Annotated in this window: 20 protein-coding genes; 11 read left to right on the plus strand and 9 right to left on the minus strand. The window is 74.1% G+C overall.

Translation table 11 applies throughout. The features are described from left to right. The first annotated feature begins 94 nt into the window (after positions 1-94). Positions 95-235 carry an SPW_0924 family protein gene (locus ACZ66Z_RS15740; protein ID WP_469934524.1) on the plus strand — a complete coding sequence of 47 codons (141 nt, stop codon included), beginning with the start codon at positions 95-97 and terminating at the stop codon, positions 233-235. 9 nt (positions 236-244) lie between these two features. Further along, a complete protein-coding gene (pgfA, locus tag ACZ66Z_RS15745; RefSeq protein WP_469934525.1) occupies positions 245-1,240 on the plus strand; it encodes a cell envelope lipid trafficking protein PgfA in 996 nt (331 codons plus the stop codon). On the opposite strand, the gene hrpB is transcribed toward pgfA, so the two are convergent. Together hrpB and ACZ66Z_RS15755 are read right to left on the minus strand one after the other, a co-directional pair. Then, complete coding sequence (hrpB, locus tag ACZ66Z_RS15750; protein WP_469934526.1) at positions 1,224-3,821, minus strand: ATP-dependent helicase HrpB; 2,598 nt, start codon at positions 3,819-3,821, stop codon at positions 1,224-1,226. The two genes, pgfA and hrpB, sit on opposite strands and share 17 nt — an antisense overlap. A gap of 154 nt (positions 3,822-3,975) precedes the next feature. Then, positions 3,976-4,815, minus strand: a complete 840-nt coding sequence (locus ACZ66Z_RS15755; protein WP_469934527.1) for a class I SAM-dependent methyltransferase — start codon at positions 4,813-4,815, stop codon at positions 3,976-3,978. A gap of 346 nt (positions 4,816-5,161) precedes the next feature. Between ACZ66Z_RS15755 and rpsA the strand changes: the two genes are divergently transcribed. From rpsA to ACZ66Z_RS15775, 4 genes are all read left to right on the plus strand, one after another. Beyond that, the gene (gene rpsA / locus ACZ66Z_RS15760; protein ID WP_469934528.1) at positions 5,162-6,667 is read left to right on the plus strand and encodes a 30S ribosomal protein S1; all 1,506 of its coding nucleotides are present in this window, start codon (positions 5,162-5,164) and stop codon (positions 6,665-6,667) included. Positions 6,668-6,843: 176 nt separating this feature from the next. Continuing rightward, on the plus strand, positions 6,844-7,782 hold the full coding sequence (locus tag ACZ66Z_RS15765) for a PAC2 family protein (protein WP_469934529.1): 939 nt from the start codon (positions 6,844-6,846) through the stop codon (positions 7,780-7,782). A gap of 31 nt (positions 7,783-7,813) precedes the next feature. Beyond that, a complete protein-coding gene (gene coaE / locus ACZ66Z_RS15770) occupies positions 7,814-8,425 on the plus strand; it encodes a dephospho-CoA kinase (RefSeq protein WP_469934530.1) in 612 nt (203 codons plus the stop codon). Between the two features lie 72 nt (positions 8,426-8,497). Next, positions 8,498-8,866 (plus strand): tetratricopeptide repeat protein, encoded by a 369-nt coding sequence (locus ACZ66Z_RS15775; protein ID WP_190157040.1) that lies wholly within the window; start codon positions 8,498-8,500, stop codon positions 8,864-8,866. A 13-nt stretch (positions 8,867-8,879) separates the two neighbouring features. Here ACZ66Z_RS15775 and ACZ66Z_RS15780 read toward each other — a convergent pair whose 3' ends face one another. Both ACZ66Z_RS15780 and ACZ66Z_RS15785 read right to left on the minus strand, forming a co-directional pair. Further along, on the minus strand, positions 8,880-9,149 hold the full coding sequence (locus ACZ66Z_RS15780; RefSeq protein ID WP_469934531.1) for a DUF6343 family protein: 270 nt from the start codon (positions 9,147-9,149) through the stop codon (positions 8,880-8,882). A 91-nt stretch (positions 9,150-9,240) separates the two neighbouring features. Then, complete coding sequence (locus ACZ66Z_RS15785) at positions 9,241-9,576, minus strand: hypothetical protein (protein ID WP_469934532.1); 336 nt, start codon at positions 9,574-9,576, stop codon at positions 9,241-9,243. A 221-nt stretch (positions 9,577-9,797) separates the two neighbouring features. Here ACZ66Z_RS15785 and ACZ66Z_RS15790 point away from each other — a divergent pair, with 221 nt between their 5' ends. The 3 genes from ACZ66Z_RS15790 (at position 9,798) to ACZ66Z_RS15800 (ending at position 14,963) form a co-directional block, all read left to right on the plus strand. After that, positions 9,798-12,689, plus strand: a complete 2,892-nt coding sequence (locus ACZ66Z_RS15790; protein WP_469934533.1) for a DEAD/DEAH box helicase — start codon at positions 9,798-9,800, stop codon at positions 12,687-12,689. Beyond that, a complete protein-coding gene (locus ACZ66Z_RS15795) occupies positions 12,686-13,957 on the plus strand; it encodes an SWIM zinc finger family protein (RefSeq protein WP_469934534.1) in 1,272 nt (423 codons plus the stop codon). The genes ACZ66Z_RS15790 and ACZ66Z_RS15795 overlap by 4 nt, the downstream gene beginning before the upstream one ends. A 199-nt stretch (positions 13,958-14,156) precedes the next feature. Continuing rightward, a complete protein-coding gene (locus tag ACZ66Z_RS15800) occupies positions 14,157-14,963 on the plus strand; it encodes a chaplin (RefSeq protein ID WP_469934535.1) in 807 nt (268 codons plus the stop codon). A gap of 47 nt (positions 14,964-15,010) precedes the next feature. On the opposite strand, the gene ACZ66Z_RS15805 is transcribed toward ACZ66Z_RS15800, so the two are convergent. The 3 genes from ACZ66Z_RS15805 to ACZ66Z_RS15815 all read right to left on the minus strand — a co-directional run bounded on the left by ACZ66Z_RS15805 (position 15,011) and on the right by ACZ66Z_RS15815 (position 17,453). After that, on the minus strand, positions 15,011-15,700 hold the full coding sequence (locus tag ACZ66Z_RS15805; RefSeq protein WP_469934536.1) for a DUF2293 domain-containing protein: 690 nt from the start codon (positions 15,698-15,700) through the stop codon (positions 15,011-15,013). A 13-nt stretch (positions 15,701-15,713) separates the two neighbouring features. Next, positions 15,714-16,172 (minus strand): hypothetical protein, encoded by a 459-nt coding sequence (locus tag ACZ66Z_RS15810; RefSeq protein ID WP_469934537.1) that lies wholly within the window; start codon positions 16,170-16,172, stop codon positions 15,714-15,716. A 69-nt stretch (positions 16,173-16,241) separates the two neighbouring features. Further along, positions 16,242-17,453, minus strand: coding sequence for a pyridoxal phosphate-dependent aminotransferase (locus ACZ66Z_RS15815; RefSeq protein WP_469934538.1), 1,212 nt, complete (start codon positions 17,451-17,453; stop codon positions 16,242-16,244). 84 nt (positions 17,454-17,537) lie between these two features. Here ACZ66Z_RS15815 and ACZ66Z_RS15820 point away from each other — a divergent pair, with 84 nt between their 5' ends. Beyond that, positions 17,538-18,167 carry a winged helix-turn-helix transcriptional regulator gene (locus tag ACZ66Z_RS15820; RefSeq protein ID WP_469934539.1) on the plus strand — a complete coding sequence of 210 codons (630 nt, stop codon included), beginning with the start codon at positions 17,538-17,540 and terminating at the stop codon, positions 18,165-18,167. A gap of 69 nt (positions 18,168-18,236) precedes the next feature. On the opposite strand, the gene ACZ66Z_RS15825 is transcribed toward ACZ66Z_RS15820, so the two are convergent. Next, positions 18,237-18,584 (minus strand): MerR family transcriptional regulator, encoded by a 348-nt coding sequence (locus ACZ66Z_RS15825; RefSeq protein WP_469934540.1) that lies wholly within the window; start codon positions 18,582-18,584, stop codon positions 18,237-18,239. 26 nt (positions 18,585-18,610) lie between these two features. After that, positions 18,611-19,363, minus strand: coding sequence for an SDR family NAD(P)-dependent oxidoreductase (locus tag ACZ66Z_RS15830; protein WP_469934541.1), 753 nt, complete (start codon positions 19,361-19,363; stop codon positions 18,611-18,613). Positions 19,364-19,943: 580 nt separating this feature from the next. On the opposite strand from ACZ66Z_RS15830, the gene ACZ66Z_RS15835 reads away from it, so the two are divergent. After that, positions 19,944-20,579, plus strand: a complete 636-nt coding sequence (locus ACZ66Z_RS15835; RefSeq protein ID WP_469934562.1) for a nucleoside/nucleotide kinase family protein — start codon at positions 19,944-19,946, stop codon at positions 20,577-20,579. Positions 20,580-20,759: the final 180 nt, after the last annotated feature.

Genomic DNA, 20,759 nt, shown 5'->3' on the forward strand with positions numbered 1-20,759 from the left:
CGTCACCCGGGTGCGACGTGTTCTCATCTCGCGGCCGCGTTGCTACGGTGCCCCCGCCCTGACGACCCATCAGATCACATTCGGGAGGCCGACCATGCGCGCCCTCGTCGCCGCCGCCATCGGACTCGCCCCAGTCCTCCTCTTCGTCCTCCTCCTCTCCGTGGTCGATCTGCCGCCCGACGGCCCCACCTCGCCCAAGCCCCTCCTGACCGCCGTCCCCGGTCCCGAGAAGTAGGGGGCGACCGTGCGCCGCCGAGCCAGCCTCGTCCTGCTCGCCCTCGCCGTCTTCTGCGCCGCGATGGCCCCGACCCTGCGCTGGTACGCCTTCCCCCGCCTCGCGAAGATCCCGCCCAACCAGTACCAGGAGACCGTCCTCGAGGCACGGCCCGCGACCCTCCTCGACTACTCCACGCTCCGGGCCGAGAAGGTCGACAAGATCACGATCATCCAGACCCTCAAGGGCAACGTGGAGGAGTCGCGGCGCATCGAACGCGACGCCGGGCGTGACGTCGTCGTCTGGGACGCCCTCGCCTACGTCACGGGGCCCGACGGCAAGATGGTCTCCAAGGTCCCCGAGCGGTACGTCTTCGACGCCCACACCCAGGACCCCGTCCACGCCACCGGCGAATCGGTCGACGGCGATCCGGTCCGGCGCGAGGGCATCGAGTTCAAGTTCCCCTTCCTGACCGAGAAGCGCGACTACCAGTACTTCGACGCCCAGACCCGCACCGCGGCCCCCATCCACTACAAGGGCACCCGCACCTTCCGCGGCATGGAGGTCTACTACTTCGAGCAGACCGTCCCCTGGACCAAGGTCCCCATGCCCAAGACCATGCCGGTCAAGGGCATCACCCCGAAGATCCTCGCCGACTCCGGCCTCACCCGCTGGTACACGACCAAGCGCATGTTCTGGATCGAGCCGGTCACCGGAGCCCCCGTCAACGGCGAGGAGATCCACGAGGAGGAACTCCGCAACGCCAAGGCGCTGATGGGCCGGGACACCCTCACCGTCTTCGCGGGACACGTGAAGATGCGCGAGGACTACCTCGAGAGCGTCGGCGAGATGGTCTCCTCCAACCGCCTCATGGTCCTCATGCTCGTCTCCTACCTCCCGTGGAGCCTCACCCTCCTCGCCCTGGCCCTCCTCGCCCTCTCCCTCTGGCTGGAGGCCCGCTCGCGCCGTCCCGAACCGGAGCCGCCCGCCGCTCCCGCCCCGACCCCGGTCAGCGCTCCCCTCTGAGCCGCGCGCTGGTGTGCCGGGTCGGCACCGCGGCGGACGGGTCCTCCGGCCACGGGTGCTTCGGGTACCGCCCCCGCAACTCCGCCCGCACCGCCCGGTAGCCGTCTCTCCAGAACGACGCCAGGTCGGCCGTCACCGCCGCCGGCCTGCCGGCGGGGGAGAGGAGGTGGACGAGCACCGGGACCCCCGCCACCCGGGGCGTCTCGGCCAGACCGAACATCTCCTGCAGCTTCACCGCGAGCACCGGCCGCTCGCCCCCGTACTCGACCCGTATCCGCGAACCGCTCGGCACCTCGACCCGCTCCGGCGCCAGCTCGTCCAGCCGGACCGCCTCGCCCGACGCCCACGGCAGCAGCCGCCGCAGTGCCTCCCCGGCGTCGATCCGCCCCAGATCGGCCCGGCGCGACGCCCGGGACAGCTCCGGCTCCAGCCACTCCGCGGCCCGGTCGACCAGGGACCCCTCCGACACGTCCGGCCAGGGCTCCCCCACCTCCCGGTGGAGGAAGGCGAGCCGATCGCGCAGCTCCTCGGCCTCCCGGCGCCACCGCAACAGCCCGAGGCCCTCACGCCGCAGTCCGTCGAGCAGCGCCTCCCGGACGAGAGCCGGCTCGGCCCCGGCGCCCAGGGGACGGACCGTCAGCTCCACCGCGCCCAGCCGGTCCACCGACCGCGCGACCACGTCCCCGTCCTCCCAGCGGACCTCCTCGCCGGCGCTCCGCAGGTGCCCGGCCGCCCGGCACGCCATGGACTCGTCCACCACCGCCGCGAGCCGCACCCGCGCCGTGGCGTCCCGCGCGGTGCGGTCCGCCACCGCCACGGCGAGCCACGGGCTGGACCGCAGCCGGGAACCCTCGGCCAGCCGCGCCCCGCTCCCCGACACCATCAGATAGCCGCCCTGCTCCCGGGCCCTGGCCACCCGCTCCGGAAACGCCAGCGCCGTCACCAGACCGGCCACGGCGTCGTCGCCCTCCCGCTCCCCGCCGCCGTCCCCCGGCGCCGGGGGCGTCGCCCCGCCCGCCGACCGCTCCGCGACGGCGGCGCCCCCGCCCACCACTTCGCCGGCCGACCGCTCCAGGCGCCGCGCCTCCGTCCTCCACCGCGCGCCGTACCCGTCGGTGCCCCGACGGGCCGCGCGCCAGGCCGCCGCCAGATCGTCCCCGTAGTCGCGCGGCGGCTCCTCGCTGAGCAGCGCCACCACCTCCGCCGCCCGCCGCGCCCCGACCTCGGGGGCGCCGTCCAGGAGGGCGCGCCCCAGTCGGGGGTGCAGCCCGAGCCGGGACATCCGCACCCCCCGCTCCGTGGCCCGGCCGTCCCCGTCGACGGCCCCGATCGACCCGAGCACCGCGCGGGCCGCCGCCATCGCCCCGGCCGGCGGCGCGTCGAGCAGCGCGAGCCCCTCCGCCCTCGGGTCGCCCCAACAGGCGGCCCGCAGCGCGAAGTCCGCCAGGTCGGCGATCCGGATCTCGGGCGAGGGGAACCGCGCCCGGCCGCCGTCCTCCGCCTCGGCCCAACAGCGGTAGACCACACCGGCCGCCTCACGTCCGGAGCGCCCCGCCCGCTGGGTCGCCGCCGCGGTCGACACCGGCACCGTCGCGAGGGAACCGAGACCCCGGGCATGGTCCGTCCGGGGCTCCCGCGCGAGCCCCGAGTCCACGACGATCCGCACCCCCGGAACCGTCAGGCTCGACTCCGCCACCGAGGTCGACAGCACCACCCGCCTGCGGCCGTCCGGCCCGGCGCCCCGCAGCACCGCGTCCTGGACGGCGGCGGGCGCCCGTCCGTGCAGCTGGAGCACCTCCGCGTCGACGCCGTCGAGCAGCCCCGCCGTCCGCGCGATCTCCCCCGTGCCCGGCAGGAAGCAGAGGACGTCGCCCTGGTGCCGCTCCAGTGCGAGCCGGACCGTCGACGCCACGTGACGCAGCAGGGCCGGATCCACCCAGGTGCCGTGCGCGGGCCTGATGCCGGCCGGCGGCGCGGCGAACCTCACCGCGTACCCGTGGCCCTCGCCCTCGCTCCGCACGATCGGCGCGGGCCCGCCGCCGTCCAGGACCGTGAGCAGCTCCGCCCACGCCTCGGCGTCGCTCGTCGCGGACGCCGCGATCAGCTTCAGCTCCGGCCGCAGCGCCGCCCGGACGTCCACCAGGAAGGCCACGGCCGTGTCGGCGTCGAGATGCCGCTCGTGACACTCGTCGAGCAGCACCACGTCCACGCCCGCCAGCTCCGGATCGCGCTGGAGCCGCTGGAGCAGGACGCCCGTCGTCACCACCTCGACCCGTGTCGCGGCACCGGTCCGCCGCTCGCCGCGCACCGAGAAGCCGACCGCGCCGCCGACCTCCTCGCCGAGCAGCCAGGCCATCCGCCGGGCCGCCGCCCGCACCGCCATCCTCCGCGGCTCGGCCACCAGCACCCGCCGCGCCGGTCCGTCCCCTATGAGCCCCGCCAGCGCCAGCGGAACCAGCGTCGTCTTGCCGGTGCCGGGAGGAGCGGACAGCACCGCCGCGCCGCGCTCCGCGAGCGCGGTGAGCAGCCCGGGGACGGCATGGCGGACGGGGAGACGGTCGAGTGCGTCGTTTCGGATCACGCACTCAGTCTCGTACGGGCCGCGAAGAAGAAGGACCCCGTTGTCCACAGGGCCCTCCATTAATAGGACTGTTCACGTCGTGAGGCCGTTCGGCGCCACAGGGCTGTTCGCGGCACGGGGCCGTTCGGCGCCACGGGGCTGTCCACGGCGGGTGTCAGTCGTCCCGCTCGCAGACGAAGATCGCCGTCCCCGGGATCAGGTTCCCCCGCAGCGGGGACCAGCCGCCCCACTCCTGGCCGTTCCAGGCCGGCCACTCCGGCTCGACCAGGTCCACGAGCCGGAAGCCGCCGGCCACCACGTCCCGCACCCGGTCCCCGACGGTCCGGTGGTGCTCCACGTAGACGGCCCGGCCGTGCTCGTCCTGCTCGACGTACGGCGTGCGGTCGAAGTACGAGGCGGCGACCGAGAGGCCCTCCGGCCCCGGCTCGTCCGGGAACGCCCAGCGGATCGGGTGCGTCACCGAGAACACCCAGCGGCCGCCCGGCCGCAGCACCCGGCGCACCTCGTGGAAGACCCGCACCGGGTCGGCGACGAACGGCACCGCGCCGTACGCCGAGCACGCCAGGTCGAAGGAGCCGTCCCGGAAGGGCAGCGCCCCCGCGTCCGCCTCCACCAGCGGCACCTCCCCGCCGATCCGCAGCGCGTGCTGGAGCTGCCGGTGCGAGAGGTCGAGAGCCACCGGCCGCGCGCCCTGCGCCGCCAGCCAGCGCGAGCACTGCGCGGCGCCCGCGCCGATCTCCAGGACGTCGAGGCCCTTCAGCGAGGCGGCCGGCCCGAGGAGTCCGGCCTCGGCCTCGTCGAGCCCCTCGGGGCCCCAGACGAACCGGTCGTCGCCCAGGAAGGACCCGTGCTCGCTCTGGTACTCGTCGGCGTTCCGGTCCCACCAGCCGCGGCTCGCCCGGCTGCTCTCCGCGTCCCCCGCGTCACGCCGGGTCGCCTCGGCCCCGTCGGCGTCCCCGTCGACCGCGTCTTCGTGTCCGTACTCTTGGTTCATCTCGCCCGCCGATGTAGTTTGCGCTCAGTGCCGACGTGCGGCGGACCCCCGCCGCGACGGCGCAAGAGGCATAAGTGGTGCCGGAATTGAGTGGATCTGCCTCGGGTGCGCGCTTCGCGCATTGACCCTGTCCGGCCGCCCCCGTATGCTAAAGGTTGCGCTGCGGGCCTGCGCGCCTCAGACGGAGCAGGCCGCGCTCGTACCTGTTGTATGTCCCCTCGGTTTTCGAGGTTCCCTGCCGTTCGCGGAAGGGTGCTTCATTGGCTGTCCGGCTTCTTGGTGCGATACGGGCTCTCGGCGTAGCAGTACCTACGACTTTCTGTCCGTAACCGGAGCCCTTTCCCACATGACGAGCAGCACCGAGACCACCGCCACCACCCCGCAGGTTGCGGTCAACGACATCGGTAACGAGGAAGCCTTCCTCGCCGCGATCGACGAGACGATCAAGTACTTCAACGACGGCGACATCGTCGACGGCGTCATCGTGAAGGTCGACCGGGACGAGGTCCTGCTCGACATCGGTTACAAGACCGAAGGTGTCATCCCGAGCCGCGAGCTCTCGATCAAGCACGACGTCGACCCGAACGAGGTCGTCAAGGTCGGCGACGAGATCGAGGCCCTGGTTCTCCAGAAGGAGGACAAGGAAGGCCGCCTGATCCTCTCGAAGAAGCGTGCCCAGTACGAGCGCGCCTGGGGCACCATCGAGAAGATCAAGGAAGAGGACGGCATCGTCACCGGTACCGTCATCGAGGTCGTCAAGGGTGGTCTCATCCTCGACATCGGCCTCCGCGGCTTCCTCCCGGCCTCCCTGGTCGAGATGCGCCGCGTCCGCGACCTCCAGCCCTACGTGGGCAAGGAGCTCGAGGCGAAGATCATCGAGCTGGACAAGAACCGCAACAACGTGGTCCTGTCCCGCCGCGCCTGGCTGGAGCAGACCCAGTCCGAGGTTCGCCAGACCTTCCTCACGACCCTCCAGAAGGGTCAGGTCCGCTCCGGCGTCGTGTCCTCGATCGTCAACTTCGGTGCCTTCGTGGACCTGGGTGGCGTCGACGGCCTCGTGCACGTCTCCGAGCTGTCCTGGAAGCACATCGACCACCCCTCCGAGGTCGTCGAGGTCGGCCAGGAGGTCACCGTCGAGGTTCTCGACGTGGACATGGACCGCGAGCGTGTCTCCCTGTCGCTGAAGGCGACGCAGGAGGACCCGTGGCAGCAGTTCGCCCGGACCCACCAGATCGGCCAGGTCGTCCCGGGCAAGGTCACCAAGCTGGTTCCGTTCGGTGCGTTCGTCCGCGTGGACGAGGGCATCGAGGGTCTGGTCCACATCTCCGAGCTGGCCGAGCGCCACGTGGAGATCCCGGAGCAGGTCGTCCAGGTCAACGACGAGATCTTCGTCAAGGTCATCGACATCGACCTCGAGCGCCGTCGCATCAGCCTCTCGCTGAAGCAGGCCAACGAGTCCTTCGGTGCCGACCCGGCCTCGGTCGAGTTCGACCCGACCCTGTACGGCATGGCCGCGTCCTACGACGACCAGGGCAACTACATCTACCCCGAGGGCTTCGACCCCGAGACCAACGACTGGCTCGAGGGCTACGAGACGCAGCGCGAGGCCTGGGAGACCCAGTACGCCGAGGCGCAGGCTCGCTTCGAGCAGCACCAGGCTCAGGTCATCAAGTCCCGCGAGGCCGACGAGGCCGCCGCTGCCGAGGGCGCTGCCGCCCCGGCCGCCGGCAACGCCGGTGCGGGCATCTCGGGCGGTTCGTACTCCTCGGAGTCGGACGACAACTCCGGCGCCCTGGCGTCGGACGAGGCGCTCGCCGCCCTGCGCGAGAAGCTGGCCGGCGGCCAGAGCTGAACAGGCTCTCCGCTGAGCGCTAGCCGCTAGCGAATCCGAGGCCCGCTCCCCTCCGGGGGGGCGGGCCTCGGTCGTTTCCGCCTCCTCGCCGACTCCTCCGTCGGAAGATCGCGCGCCCGGGAATGGTGGTGCCGCGCCCGACGTTCCCAGAGAGAACACGAGGAGGAGCGGTAATCGTGCTTGATCCCCAGGATTTGTACGAATGGGACCCGAAGGGCGTGGCCGTCGTCGACCTGGCCCTGGCGCAGGAGTCGGCCGGGCTGGTCATGCTGTACCACTTCGACGGCTACATCGACGCGGGCGAGACCGGTGAGCAGATCGTCGACCGGCTGCTCGACACCCTTCCGCACCAGCTGGTGGCCCGCTTCGACCACGACCGGCTGGTGGACTACCGGGCCCGCCGCCCCCTGCTGACCTTCCGGCGCGACCGCTGGACCGCGTACGAGACGCCGTCCATCGAGGTCCGCCTCGTACAGGACGCCACCGGCGCGCCCTTCCTCGTCCTCTCCGGGCCGGAGCCGGACGTGGAGTGGGAGCGCTTCGCCGTCGCCGTCCGGCAGATCGTCGAGCGCCTCGGGGTGCGCCTCTCCGTCAACTTCCACGGCATCCCCATGGGCGTGCCGCACACCCGCCCGGTCGGCCTCACCCCGCACGGCAGCCGCACCGACCTCATGCCGGGCCACCGCAGCCCCTTCGACGAGGCCCAGGTTCCCGGCAGCGCCGAGTCCCTCGTCGAGTACCGGCTCACCGAAGCCGGCCACGACACCCTCGGCGTCGCCGCCCACGTCCCGCACTACGTGGCCCGGTCCCCCTACCCCGACGCGGCCCTGACCGTCCTGGAGGCCGTCACCGCCGCCACCGGCCTGGTCCTCCCGGGCGTCGCCCACTCCCTGCGCACCGAGGCCCGCCGCACCCAGACCGAGATCGACCGCCAGATCGGCGAGGGCGACGAGGAGCTGGTCGCGCTCGTGCAGGGCCTTGAGCACCAGTACGACGCGGCGGCCGGTGCGGAGACGCGCGGCAGCCTCGTCGCCGAGCCGGTCGACCTGCCGTCGGCCGACGAGCTGGGCCGCGAGTTCGAGCGCTTCCTCGCGGAGCGGGAGGGCGACGCCTAGCCCCGCCGTGGCAGGCCCTAAGCTGCCGCTCATGCTGAAGGTGGGCCTGACCGGCGGGATCGGCGCCGGCAAGAGCGAAGTGTCGCGGCTGCTCGTCTCGTACGGAGCCGTACTGATCGACGCGGACCGGATCGCGCGCGAGGTCGTCGAGCCCGGGACCCCGGGGCTCGCGGCCGTCGTCGCGGCCTTCGGGGACGACGTCCTCACCGAGGGGGGGACGCTGGACCGGCCCAGGCTCGGCTCCCTCGTGTTCTCCGACGCGGACCGTCTCGCCACTCTCAACGCCATCGTCCACCCGCTGGTCGGGGCCCGGTCGGCGGAGCTGGAGAGCCGCGCCGCCGCCGGTGACGTCGTCGTCCACGACGTACCGCTGCTCACCGAGAACGGGCTCGCGCCGCTGTACGACCTGGTCGTGGTCGTGGACGCGTCCCCGGAGACCCAGCTCGACCGGCTGGTACGGCTCCGCGGCATGGCCGAGACCGAGGCCCGGGCCCGGATGGCGGCGCAGGCCACGCGCGCGCAGCGGCTGGCCGTCGCGGACCTCGTGATCGACAACGACGGACCGCTCGACGCGCTCGAACCCCAGGTGCGGAAGGTGTGGGACGAGCTGGAGCGCCGCGCGAAGGTCGCCGGGGAGGCCTAGGGGACGTCTTCCGGCGGAATGCGGTCGCGGGGTCCGGTGTTCAACCACCGGATCGAGGGGAAGGATTCCATCGTGGCCGACAGGAACCCGGAAACGCACGTCATCGACTTCCGCGCCGCCGAGCACCTGCTGGCCGCGCGGGATCCTCGTGGGGCCGTGAAGCTGCTGGACTCGGTCATCGCCGCCCACCCCGAGAACACGGCCGCGCGCCTGCTGCGCGCCCGGGCGTTCTTCGCCGCCGCGCAGCTCCGGCCGGCGCAGCTGGAATTCGAACTGGTCCTGGAGCGGGAGCCGGACAACGCCTTCGCCCACTTCGCGCTGGCCCGCACCTTCGAGCGCTCCGGGCAGACCGCCCAGGCCACGCGGCACTTCCGCCTCGCCGCCGCGCTCGACCCGAAGCCGGAGTACCTCCAGGCGGCGGGCTTCGACACCCGGAACTGAGACGGCCGGGACGTCAGCGTCCCGTGTCCCCGCGATCGGGTTCGTACGGAGGGATGCTCCGGCCCGGCTGCCAGTGAGCGCCCTGGTGCAGACGGCGCAGCACCACCGCCAGGTCGACCGCGACGACCAGGAACAGCACCCCGCAGGCCGCCGCCCAGCCGGAGCGGCCCACCAGGGAGAACACGGTCGTGCCGAAGGCCGCCCAGAGCAGCCCCCACACGCTCAGCCAGAACCGCAGACGCAGGGCGCTGCGCGCGTTGGCCGGCTCGTTCCCCGTTCGCATGACGGTCGCATCTCCCCTCGGGGTACCGAGGTCACTTCCAGCATGTACCCCGGGCGGAGGAAACGGAACGCCGCCGGACGGCCGCCCCGACCTAGTGGACGACGCTGTAGCTGCGCCAGGGCAGGGTGTCGGAGACGATCTTGTCGCCGGTGTTGCTGGGCACGTAGGTGGAGACCTTGCCCCGGCAGTCGCGGGTCGGGTACATCACGATGTCGTTCAGGGTGTTGTTCTCGATCTTGGTGATCCCCGACGGCGCGAGACGGTGGCAGCCCTTCACCGACGGACTGGTCACGGTCACCACCAGGTCGCGTTCCGTCTCGTACGAGATCGTGCCCACGGCGCTGCGGCCGAGGCCCGAGCAGCCGGCGACGGCGAGAGTGAGCAGCACGGCCCCGATGGCGGTCGTGAGACGCCGGCGAACGGACATGGCGGATCCTCTTCTGTCGTGTCGTGCGGACGTCGCGTCCTCGGACGTCCAGGCCACGATGACGCCTGCGCGGCCCGCTGTCATCCGGTGTTGGGCCACCCGGGGGAACCCTCGCCGTGCGGTCGTTGTCAGACCCCGCCCGTAAGGTCGGAGATCCAGTCGGATCCCCGTCCCGGGCTCCGGCAGCCGAACGACGTCACAACGGGGAGGGGAGCGCAGCCGTGGCACACACCTGGACGACCAGCGCCGCCGTCTTCCTGCCGGCCGCCCTTCCCCGTGACGGCCGGGTCGCCTTCTGGGCCCCCGACGGCGGCTCGCCGCCGGACCCGGCGGCGAGCGGGGCGGAGCGGGTCGAGCTGACCGTGGCCCGGCGGCACGGCAGCGGCGCCCGGAGCCGCTCAGTGCCCGCCGTGACCCTGCCCGTCGAGGCCGCGCTGCCGCACCTCGTCGCGGCCCGCCACCACCCGGCCGCACACCCCGCCACCGCCGGCTGGGGTGCCGCCGCCCTGCACGCCCTGCACCTGGCCGCGCGCGGGCGGCTGCTGCCCGGACTGACCGCCGACGACCTGGACGCCTGGCGGGCCGGACCGCTGGACGCCGAGGACATCGCCCATCTGAGGGCCGTCGCCGCCGCCCTGCCGTACGAGGGGTACGCCGTGCCGGTGCCGGGGCGCGGACCTCTGCGGCTGCCCGAGCCCGAGGCCCTCGTGCGCGCCTTCCTCGACGCGGTCGCCGACGTCCTGCCCCGGACCCCGGCAGCCGCCCACGCGGTCGGCGCGCCGTTCGCGGCGCGCGCCCCGCAGCACCTGCCCCGCGCGCGTGCCTGGGCCGCCGAGGCGGCGGCCGGGATGGACGCGGGAGTGCGGGTCTCGCTCCGCCTCGACCTGTCACCGTACGAACTCTTCGACGCCACGGACGCCGCAGATGCCACGGACGCCGCAGACGCCACCGACACCGTCGGCCCGGGCGGCGAGGGGGGCGGCGGGGAGCGTCACGCAGCCGCCGCACTCCTCCAGATCCACAGCCTCGCCGACCCCACCCTCGTCATCGACGCCGCCGACCTGTGGGCGGGGGACGGCGAGCACTTCGGGCCCCGCGCCCGGATCGACGCCGTCCTCGCGCTGCGCCGGGCCGCCCGCGTCTGGCCCCCGCTCTCCCGCCTCCTGGAGCGGGACGTCCCCGACGTCCTCGCCGTCACCGAGGACGAGTTGTACGAACTGCTCGGCCCGGCCGCCGCCCGCCTCGCCGACGCCGGGGTCGCCCTCCACTGGCCGCGGGAACTCGCCCGCTCGCTCAGTGCCTCCGCCGTCGTCCGCCCCGCACAGGCCGCGCCCGGCTCCGCCACCGACGGCACCTCCTTCTTCGACAGCGAGGAGCTCCTGCGGTTCAACTGGCAGCTGGCGCTCGACGGCGATCCGCTCACCGAGCGCGAGATGGACCTCCTGGCCGAGGCCCACCGGCCCATCGTGCGCCTCCGCGACCAGTGGGTCGTCGTCGATCCCGCCCTCGTCCGCAAGGCCCGCAAGCGCGAACTCGGCCTGCTCGAACCGGTCGACGCCCTCGCGGCAGCGCTCACCGGCACCGCAGAGGTCGACGGCGAGTCCGTCCCCGCCGTTCCCGTCGGGGCCCTCGCCGCGCTCCGCGACCGGCTCCTGGCCGGCCCCGAGGACGTGCAGGCGCCGCCCGGCCTCACCGCCACCCTGCGCGACTACCAGCTCCGCGGCCTCGCCTGGCTGGACCTGATGACCTCCCTCGGCCTCGGCGGCTGCCTCGCCGACGACATGGGACTCGGCAAGACCGTCACCCTCATCGCCCTCCACCTGCGCCGTGCCCGCCGCGCCCCCACCCTCGTCGTCTGTCCGGCCTCCCTCCTCGGCAACTGGCAGCGGGAGGTGCGGAAGTTCGCCCCCGACGTGCCCGTCCGGCGCTTCCACGGCACGGACCGGGACCTCGACGGCACCGAGGGCGGCTTCGTCCTCACCACCTACGGCACCCTGCGCACCAGCGCCGCCCGGCTCGCCGGGCGGGAGTGGGGGATGGTCGTCGCCGACGAGGCGCAGCACGTCAAGAACCCCTTCTCCGCGACCGCCAAGGCGCTGCGCGAGATCCCCGCCCCCGCGCGGGTCGCCCTCACCGGCACCCCCGTGGAGAACAACCTCTCCGAGCTCTGGGCGCTCCTCGACTGGACCACCCCCGGTCTCCTCGGCCCGCTCAAGGCCTTCCGCTCCCGCCACGCCCGGGCCGTGGAGAACCACGAGGAGATCGAGCACGAGGAGGCCGTCGAGCGGCTCGCCCGGCTCGTGCGGCCCTTCCTGCTGCGCCGCCGCAAGTCCGACCCCGGGATCGTCCCCGAACTCCCGCCGAAGACGGAGTCCGACCATCCCGTCGCCCTCACCCGGGAGCAGGCCTCGCTCTACGAGGCGGTCGTCCGCGAGACCATGGCCCGCATCGAGGGCGCCGAGGGCATGGCCCGTCGGGGCCTCGTGATGAGCCTGCTGACCTCCCTCAAGCAGATCTGCAACCACCCCGCGCAGTACCTCAAGGAACAGGCCCCGCGCGGCAGCGGCACCGCGCGGCTCGCCGGCCGCTCCGGGAAGCTCGCCCTGCTCGACGAGCTCCTCGACACGATCCTCGCGGAGGACGGGTCCGTGCTCGTCTTCACCCAGTACGTGTCGATGGCGCGGCTCCTCGCCGACCACCTGGCCGCGCGGGGCATCCCCGCCCAACTCCTGCACGGCGGGACGCCGGTGGCCGAGCGGGAGCGGATGGTCGACCGCTTCCAGGCAGGTGAGGTCCCCGTCTTCCTGCTGTCCCTGAAGGCCGCGGGCACCGGTCTCAACCTCACCCGGGCCGGGCACGTCGTCCACTACGACCGCTGGTGGAACCCGGCCGTCGAGGAGCAGGCCACCGACCGGGCCTACCGCATCGGCCAGACCCAGCCGGTGCAGGTCCACCGGCTCGTCGCCGAGGGCACCGTCGAGGACCGCATCGCCGAGATGCTCCGCGCCAAACGGGCCCTGGCCGACGCCGTCCTCGGCTCCGGCGAGGCCGCCCTCACCGAACTCACCGACCGGGAGCTCGCCGACCTGGTGTCCCTGAGGAGGCCCTCGTGAACCACGCAAGGGGCGCCCGGGGCGCCGCTCCCCGTCACGACGACCGCCGCCGCAGCTTCCCGCGGGTCGCGCCGCGTTCGGCCCCCGACGGCCGGTTCGCCGCCACCTGGTGGGGGAACGCCTGGGTGACGGCCCTGGAGGACACCGCCCTCGACGCGGCCCGTCTCGCGCGGGGCAAGGCGTACGCGGGGCGCGGCCACGTCGACGCGATCACGGTCACCCCCGGCCGGGTCGTCGCCTACGTCCACGGCAGCCGGCCCCGCCCGTACCGCACCGAGATCAGGATGCGCACCCTCGGCGACGACGGCTGGGAGCGGTTCCTCGACGAGGTCGCCGCCCGCCCCGACCACATCGCCGCCCTCCTCGACAAGGACGTGCCGCACGTCCTGGAGGCGGTCACCGGACTGCTGCCCGCGCCCGGCGACCTCGTCCCCGACTGCTCCTGCCCGGACGACGGTTACCCCTGCAAGCACGCCGCCGCCCTGTGCTACCAGGCCGCCCGCCTCCTCGACGAGGACCCGTTCGTCCTCTTCCTGATGCGCGGCCGCGGGGAGCAGGAGCTCCTCGCCGAGCTGACCCGGCGCAACGCCGCCCGGGGCGCCGCCGAGACGGGCGCCGCCGCCCCGTCGATGCCCACGGTCCCCGCCCGCATCGCGCTCGCCGCGGCCACGGGGGCCGGGCTCCCGCCGCTGCCGCCCGAGCTGCCGGTCCCGGACCGCCCCGGCCGCCCGGCCGTCTTCCCGCCGGACCCGGCCGCCCCCGACCCGCTCTCCCTCGACCTCCTCGCCACCGAGGCCGCCGCCCGGGCCCACGCCTTCCTCGCCACCGGTCACGACCCGGTCGCCGCGCTCACCCCCTGGCAGGACGCGGTCCGGCTGGCCGCCGCGCACCCCGGCTCCGGACTCACCGCCTCCTCGCGCGCGCTCTACCGCGACCTGGCGCACGCCCTCGACCGCACCCCCACGGACCTCGCCCGCGCCGTCGCCGCCTGGCGCCAGGGCGGCGCGGCGGGCCTCGCCGTCCTCGAAGAGCCCTGGGACCCGCCGGCCGGGCCGTTCGACCGGGCCAGACCCGCGCTGCTCGCCGCCGACTTCCCCGCCTTCCGTCCCTGGCGCAACCGGCTCTCCGGGGAGTCCCTCCAGCTCCGGCTCGGCCGGGACGGCCTCTGGTACGGGTACGAGTCGGACGCCGGTCGCGAGGACTGGTGGCCGCGCGGTGCCCCCGACCCGGACCCGGTGGGTGCCCTCACCGATCTCCTGGGGCGCTGACGGGCGTCTGCGGGTGTCTGCAGGCATCTGCCGGTGTCGAAAGAGCGCCGGTGGGCGTCGACGGGTGTTGGCCCGACACTCGAACGGATCCCCACTCGATGGAGTGAAACCCGTCAACGGCGGGATCCGGCACGCGTGTTTGTCGCGTTGTTTCCGGTACGGGCACTTGCCCGTGCACACCTCCGGAAGGCAGGAAGCCATGAGGCAGATTCGCCGAAGTGGTCTGGCCACACTGTTGGTCACGGGCGGAGCGCTCGCCCTCTCGGCGGGCGCCGCGCACGCCGACGCCGGCGCCGAGGCCGCCGCGGTCGGTTCGCCGGGAGTCGGTTCCGGCAACACGATCCAACTGCCGGTCCACGTGCCGGTCAACGCCTGCGGCAACACGGTCAACGTCGTCGGACTGCTCAACCCGGCCATGGGCAACAGCTGTGCCAACCGTTCCGCCGAGCGCGGGACCGGGGGCTACGGGGACGAGAAGGGCGGCGGCTCCCACAAGGACCTGCCCGGCACCCCGCGCGGCGGCGACCAGGCCGGCGGCACCCGGGGCGGCTCCCACGGTGCCGGCTCCTCCCACGGTGGCGGGTCCTCCAACGGCGGCGGGTCCACCGCCGAGACCCACGCCCAGGGATCCCCCGGCGTGCTCTCCGGGAACGGCCTCCAGCTGCCCGTCGACCTGCCCGTGAACGTCAGCGGCAACTCGGTCAACGTCGTCGGACTGCTCAACCCGGCCATCGGCAACACCTCGGTGAACGGCCCGGCCAAGCCCGAGCAGCCGATCGAGACCCCGACGCCGCGCCCGCAGACCCCCGTGCGGAACGTGCCGGTGCCGCAGGCCGAGACCGTGACCCCCGCCCCGGCCCCCGCGCCGCAGGGTGAGACGAGCAGGTCCTCGCTGGCCGCCACGGGTTCGGACGCCATGGGCTACGCCGGTTCCGTGAGCGCCGCGCTGCTCCTCGGCGGCGCCCTGCTGTACCGCCGTGGACGCCGCGCCGGCGACCAGGCCTGAGGATCGGTCCCTCGCGGCCCGGCCGACGCGGGCTGACGCCCGAGCCGTCAGCCGCGTTCCCGGCCGCCCGTGGTCCCGCCGCCCTGGCGCCAGGTCCGGAGCACCGCCTCGATGGCGGGCGCGACCCTCGTCCGGGCCTGGTGCCGGGGGACCCCCCGCATCAGCAGGGAGTCGTACGGCGTGTCGACATGCCGTACGGAGGCTCGTACCGCGGCGGTGACCGCGCCGCGGTCGAGCGAGCGGCCCGCGGCCGTGCGCCCCACCCGTCCGCTGCCCTTCACCGAGGCGTGGACGGCGATCTCCGTGGCCCGGTCCGCCGGGCAGGACGGGAAGAGCCGCAGGACCTCCGCCAGGAGCACCGCGGTGATCTCGGCGTCGAGGGCCGCGCGCCGCACCGCGTCCCGGGCCCGCCGCGCGGCCCGCGCCTCGGCGTCCGCCAGGCAGGCCCGCTCCGCCTCGGCGAGCGCGGCCTCCTCGACGAGCAGGCCCTGACGCTCGTACCGCGTGCGGCGCCGGTTGTGCCGGACGACCACGGCCCAGAGCGCGCTGCCCTCCCGGGCACGGCGGGTGAGCGCCGTGTCGCCCCTGCGCAGGAAGACCAGATGGCCGAGGTCCGCGCAGTCCAGACAGACCGGCGCGTTGAACTCGACGATCATCCGCTCCAGTGGCCCCCGGCGGCATTCCGCGCAGCGACGGCGCCGGAGCGGCTCGACGACGACGGGGGCGACGAGGTCCACGGCCGGTCCCCGCTCAGCGGACGCCGGGCGCGGCGGCGGCGATGAACAGGGCGAGCGCCTCCTTGGCCTGCTCGGAGCGGCGGGCGCGGTCGGCCTCGTCGACCGCCTCGTGCATGCAGTGGGACTCCACGAACGCCTCCTCGGCGAGTCGCCGGGTCTCCGGGTCGTCGCAGACCAACTGGACACGGAAGAGGGCCTGTCGGGCGGCGGTGCGCTGCCGGTAGGAGGCGTGGCGGGACTCCTCCGCCTCCTCCGAGCCGGGATGCGCGAGGGCCCGGAACCAGCGGTCGTTCTGGCTGTGCCGGTAGTCGACGACCGCGCCCGCGAAGGCGCTGTAGGTCTCGATCCGCTCCTGCCGGAGCTGCTCGCTGCGGGCGAGCGCTGCCGTGCGCTCGGTGGCCCGCGCCTGGAACCAGTGCGTGAAGACCACGCCCAGCAGGGTTCCCGCCACGGCTATCAGCGCCGCATCCATGACCGGCCGCCCTCCCGTACTCCCTCGGCCTTCAGACCCGTAGATCATGACAGCACCGGGGGCCCGGCGTCACTGCCGGTAGCCGCTCAGGAATCGGCCGATCCGGCTGACGGCGGCGTCGAGGTCGTCGGCGTACGGCAGGGTCAGGATGCGGAAGTGGTCCGGACGCGGCCAGTTGAAGCCGGTGCCCTGCACGACCTGGATCTTCTCCCGCAGCAGCAGGTCGAGGACGAACTTCTCGTCGTCGTGGATCTTGTGCACGGCGGGGTCGAGGCGGGGGAAGGCGTACAGCGCGCCCTTCGGCTTCACGCAGGAGACGCCGGGGATCTCGTTGAGCTTCTCCCAGGCCCGGTCGCGCTGTTCGCGCAGCCGGCCGCCCGGGGCGCACAGCTCGTGGATCGACTGCCGGCCGCCGAGGGCGGCCTGGATGGCGTACTGGGCGGGGGCGTTGGGACAGAGCCGCATGGAGGCCAGCATCGTGAGGCCCTCCAGGTAGTTCCCGGCGTGCTGCTTCGGTCCGGTGACGACCAGCCAGCCGGAGCGGAAGCCCGCGACCCGGTAGGTCTTGGAGAGGCCGCCGAAGGTGAGGACGACCAGGTCGGGGGCGAGGGAGGCGATCGGGTGGTGGACGGCCTCGTCGTAGACGATCTGGTCGTAGATCTCGTCGGCGAGGACCATGAGGTCGTGGCGGCGGGCGAGGTCGAGGATGCCCTCCAGGACCTCCTTCGGATAGACCGCGCCGGTGGGGTTGTTGGGGTTGATGACGACGACGGCCCGGGTCCGGTCGGTGATCTTCGACGCCATGTCGTCGAGGTCCGGGTACCAGTCGGCCGACTCGTCGCAGAGGTAGTGCACGGGCCTGCCGCCCGCGAGGGTCGTGACGGCCGTCCACAGGGGGTAGTCGGGGGCCGGGATCAGGACCTCGTCGCCGTCCTCCAGGAGGGCCTGGGTGGCCATCGAGATGAGTTCGGAGACGCCGTTGCCGAGGTAGACGTCGTCGACGTCGACCTCGGTCAGGCCCATCGACTGGCAGCGCTGGGCGACGGCGCGGCGGGCGGACAGGATGCCGCGGGAGTCGGTGTAGCCGTGGGCCCCGGGAAGCATCCGGATCATGTCCTGGACGATCTCCTCGGGCGCCTCGAAGCCGAAGAGCGCGGGGTTGCCGGTGTTGAGGCGCAGGACGCTGTGGCCCGCCTCCTCCAGGGCGTTGGCCTGCTCGATGACCGGGCCGCGGATCTCGTAGCAGACCTCGCTCAGCTTGCTCGACTGCCGGAACTCCATGCGTCGACCTCCCCAGAAGTGTTGTTGCTTGGTTTTACCAAGTTCGAGCTTGGAAAGTCCAACAACATGTCTAGACTGCGTCGCATGCCACGTCAGCCACGCCGCCGCAGCTACGACCAGCACTGCGCCGCTGCGCGCGCCCTCGACCTCGTCGGCGACCGCTGGACCCTGCTCGTCGTCCGCGAGCTCCTCGCCGGGCCGCGCCGCTACACCGACCTCCACGCCGACCTGCCCGGCGTCAGCACCGACATGCTCGCCGGTCGGCTCAAGGACATGGAGGGCGCCGAGCTCGTCACCCGGCGCCGGCTGCCCCCGCCCGCCTCGGCGTACGTGTACGAGCTCACCCCGCGCGGCCGCGACCTGCTGCCCGTCCTGCGCACCCTCGCCGCCTGGGGCGCGCCCGAACTCGGCGAGCCGCGCCCCACCGACGCCGTCCGGGCCCACTGGTACGCGATCCCGCTCCTCGGCGCGCTGGCGGAGCTCGGCGCGGGGGTCGTCCAAGTCACCCTCGACGAGGGCGAGTTCCACGTAAGAATCGGGGTCGACGGCGGTGTGGCCTACGGGGACGGAGGGGTGGACGCCCCCGACGCCCGGCTGAGGACCGACGCGGCGACCTGCAGGGCCCTCGCCGCGGGGGAGCTGACGCTCGGCGAGGCGGTGGAGTCGGGCCGCGCGGTGCTCGAACGGCCCGCGCCGGTGGTCGCGCAGGGCTGAGGCCGGGACCGCGCGGCGAGGGGCCGGTTCACGATCGCGCGGACCGTGCGGTGCGGTGGGGATCCGGGCTCAGCCCTGCGCGGCCAGGGCCTTCGCCAGGCGGTCGCGGGCCGCGGTCTGCGCCGCGATGCGCGCGTCGATCACGGCGAGGCGCTCGCGGGCGATCTCCAGGGCGCGGGCGGACGGCGTGACCGCCGAGACGTCCCCGTCCAGGCAGGTGCGGAACGCGGACACGTCGTCCAGCGTGAACCCCGCGTCCAGCAAGTACCGGATGTTCCACACCCGCGCGACGGCGGTCTCCCCGTACGCCCGGTACCCGTTGGCCGCGCGGACCGACGTGATCAGCCCCGCCTGCTCGTAGTGCCGCAGCGCGCGGGCCGACACTCCGGTCCGCCGGGCCAGTTCACCGATGCGCAAGGACGCCACCTCCTCGCGCAGTCGTATCACGAGACCAGCGCGCCCCCGTCGACGGGCAGGACGGTGCCGGTGAGGAAGGCGGCGTCCGGAGCGGCGAGGGCGGTGATCGCCCAGGCGACCTCCTCCGGCCGCCCGACCCGTCCCAGCGGTGTGTGCGCGAGCTGCCAGGCCCGCACCGTCTTCCGCCGCTCGGGGGAGAGGCCCATGTGGTCCGCGATCGGGGTCTCGATCGCGCCGGGCGCGACCGCCACGACCCGGACGCCGAACGGTGCGAGCTCCACCGCCCAGCAGCGGGTCAGGGTCTCCAGGGCGCTCTTGGTCGCCGGATAGACGGAGTTGCCGGGCCAGCCGCGTTGGCCGATCGTCGTCGTCACGTTCACCACGACGCCCCGGGACTCCCGGAGCGCGGGGACGGCCGCCTGGGTGAGCAGGACCGGGGCGACGAGGTTCGTCTCCAGGAGCGGGGCGATCACGGAACGGTCGAGGGTCCCGAGCGGGCCGCCGGCGGAGATCCCGGCGTTGTTGACGAGGACGTCGAGCCGGCCGTGGGCCGTCAGCGCGGCGCGGACGATCTCCTCGGCCGCGCCCTCCGCCGTGACGTCGGCGGCGAACGGACGGATGCCCGGGTGTCCCCCGGCGGTCTCCCGGAGCGGTTCCTCCCGGCGGCCGACCGCGACGACCGTCGCTCCCCGCGCGGCGAAGGAGCGCGCGGTGGCCCGGCCGATGCCGGTGCCCGCGCCGGTGACGACGACGACCCTGGTGGGTGTGGTGGTGTCCATGGAGCCGATGGTCGAACCCTGACGCCAGTGACAAGGTCAAGCCCGGTTCGGCGCTCGGGGCGGAGGAACTCCAGCCGGTTGCCGTGGCGGTCGGCGACGTGGAAGCGGCGGTGGCCGGGGAAGTCGTCGCCCCAGGTCACCTCGGTGCCCAGGCCGGTCGGCCGCTCGGTCGGACCGTCGAGGTCGGCGACCAGGACGCCCGGGTGTCCCTTGCGGGCCGGCCGGAAGTCCCCCCCCCGACGCCCGGACGGATCTCCAGCGCGTCCGGACGCGCCCGCAGGCCGCCGCGCGCCGCGAGGGCGGACGGCCTCCTGATCACGGTCACGCCCGGCACGTCCACGTAGAATCGGCGGCACGCCTCCCCCTCGTCCGGCGGCGGGGAGAGCTGTACGTGGCGCGGCCCGAGGCCGAAGGGCGTCGTCGCCCCCGCGGTCCCGTGGGGCAGGGCTTCCTGACGCGGGCTCATGGGAAAGCGAGTCCTCTCCTCCGCGGGTGCCGTGCGGTCGCTCGGCCGGATCACCGCAGTGCCGGGGGTGTCGGCCGGTGCAGGTCAGGGGGAGCGACGGGCAGGATGAGCGGGATGCGATACGAGGCGATCACCTGGGACCGGCTGGCGGAGGCGCTCGCCGGCCACCTCGACGCGTCCGCCGCCGCGACGGGCGACGCCTGGCTCAAGGTGGGCATCGACGGGCCGCCCGCCGCGCCCGGCGACGCACTCGCCGGGCTCCTCGCCGAGGCGCTGCGCACGCGCGGGCGAGCGGTCCACGTCGTGGGGACCGGCGGCTTCCTGCGGCCCGCGTCCCTGCGGTACGAGTACGGCAAGCAGGACCCCGACGCGTACTACAGCGGGTGGACCGACACCGGGGCCCTGTGGCGGGAGGTCTTCGGCCCGCTGGAGCCCGGTGGCAGCGGGCGCGTGCTGCCCGACCTGTGGGACCCGGTCACGGACCGCGCGACCCGCAGTCCGTACGTCGCGCTGCCGCCGCGCGGGGTGCTCGTGCTGCACGGGCCCTTCCTGCTCGGCCACTGGTTCCCCTTCGACCTCACCGTGCACCTGAGCCTCTCGCCCGCCGCGCTCGCCCGGCGCACGGAGGAGTCCTGGACCCTGCCCGCCTTCGCCCGGTACGAGGCGGAGGTCGACCCCGCCGGGGCGGCGGACGCGGTCGTACGGGCCGACGACCCGCGCCACCCGGCCTGGACGGGGCTGCGGACGTGACGCCGGGCTTCCGGACCGCCCGGCGCGCGGACCGGTCGGCCGACGGTCGGGCCGTCCACCCCCCTGGCCTCGTCCGAGTCGGGCCGCCCCGCTCCGAGCCGTCCGGCTCCGGGCCGTCCCGCTTCGGGCCGTCCCGCTCCGGGCCGCCCGACCCCGGGCCGTTCAACTCCAGGCCGTGCG

The organism is Streptomyces sp. NPDC107498 (assembly GCF_055582805.1).

What these genes read in the sequence shown, in the direction of transcription:
- ACZ66Z_RS15740 (WP_469934524.1), top strand. Translation starts at nt 95, where the DNA reads ATGCGCGCCCTCGTCGCCGCCGCCATCGGACTCGCCCCAGTCCTCCTC.
- coaE (WP_469934530.1), top strand. Translation starts at nt 7,814, where the DNA reads ATGCTGAAGGTGGGCCTGACCGGCGGGATCGGCGCCGGCAAGAGCGAA.
- ACZ66Z_RS15800 (WP_469934535.1), top strand. Translation starts at nt 14,157, where the DNA reads ATGAGGCAGATTCGCCGAAGTGGTCTGGCCACACTGTTGGTCACGGGC.
- ACZ66Z_RS15785 (WP_469934532.1), bottom strand. Translation starts at nt 9,576, where the DNA reads ATGTCCGTTCGCCGGCGTCTCACGACCGCCATCGGGGCCGTGCTGCTC.
- ACZ66Z_RS15835 (WP_469934562.1), top strand. Translation starts at nt 19,944, where the DNA reads ATGCGATACGAGGCGATCACCTGGGACCGGCTGGCGGAGGCGCTCGCC.
- rpsA (WP_469934528.1), top strand. Translation starts at nt 5,162, where the DNA reads ATGACGAGCAGCACCGAGACCACCGCCACCACCCCGCAGGTTGCGGTC.
- ACZ66Z_RS15820 (WP_469934539.1), top strand. Translation starts at nt 17,538, where the DNA reads ATGCCACGTCAGCCACGCCGCCGCAGCTACGACCAGCACTGCGCCGCT.
- ACZ66Z_RS15815 (WP_469934538.1), bottom strand. Translation starts at nt 17,453, where the DNA reads ATGGAGTTCCGGCAGTCGAGCAAGCTGAGCGAGGTCTGCTACGAGATC.
- ACZ66Z_RS15780 (WP_469934531.1), bottom strand. Translation starts at nt 9,149, where the DNA reads ATGCGAACGGGGAACGAGCCGGCCAACGCGCGCAGCGCCCTGCGTCTG.
- ACZ66Z_RS15810 (WP_469934537.1), bottom strand. Translation starts at nt 16,172, where the DNA reads ATGGATGCGGCGCTGATAGCCGTGGCGGGAACCCTGCTGGGCGTGGTC.
- ACZ66Z_RS15755 (WP_469934527.1), bottom strand. Translation starts at nt 4,815, where the DNA reads ATGAACCAAGAGTACGGACACGAAGACGCGGTCGACGGGGACGCCGAC.
- ACZ66Z_RS15830 (WP_469934541.1), bottom strand. Translation starts at nt 19,363, where the DNA reads ATGGACACCACCACACCCACCAGGGTCGTCGTCGTCACCGGCGCGGGC.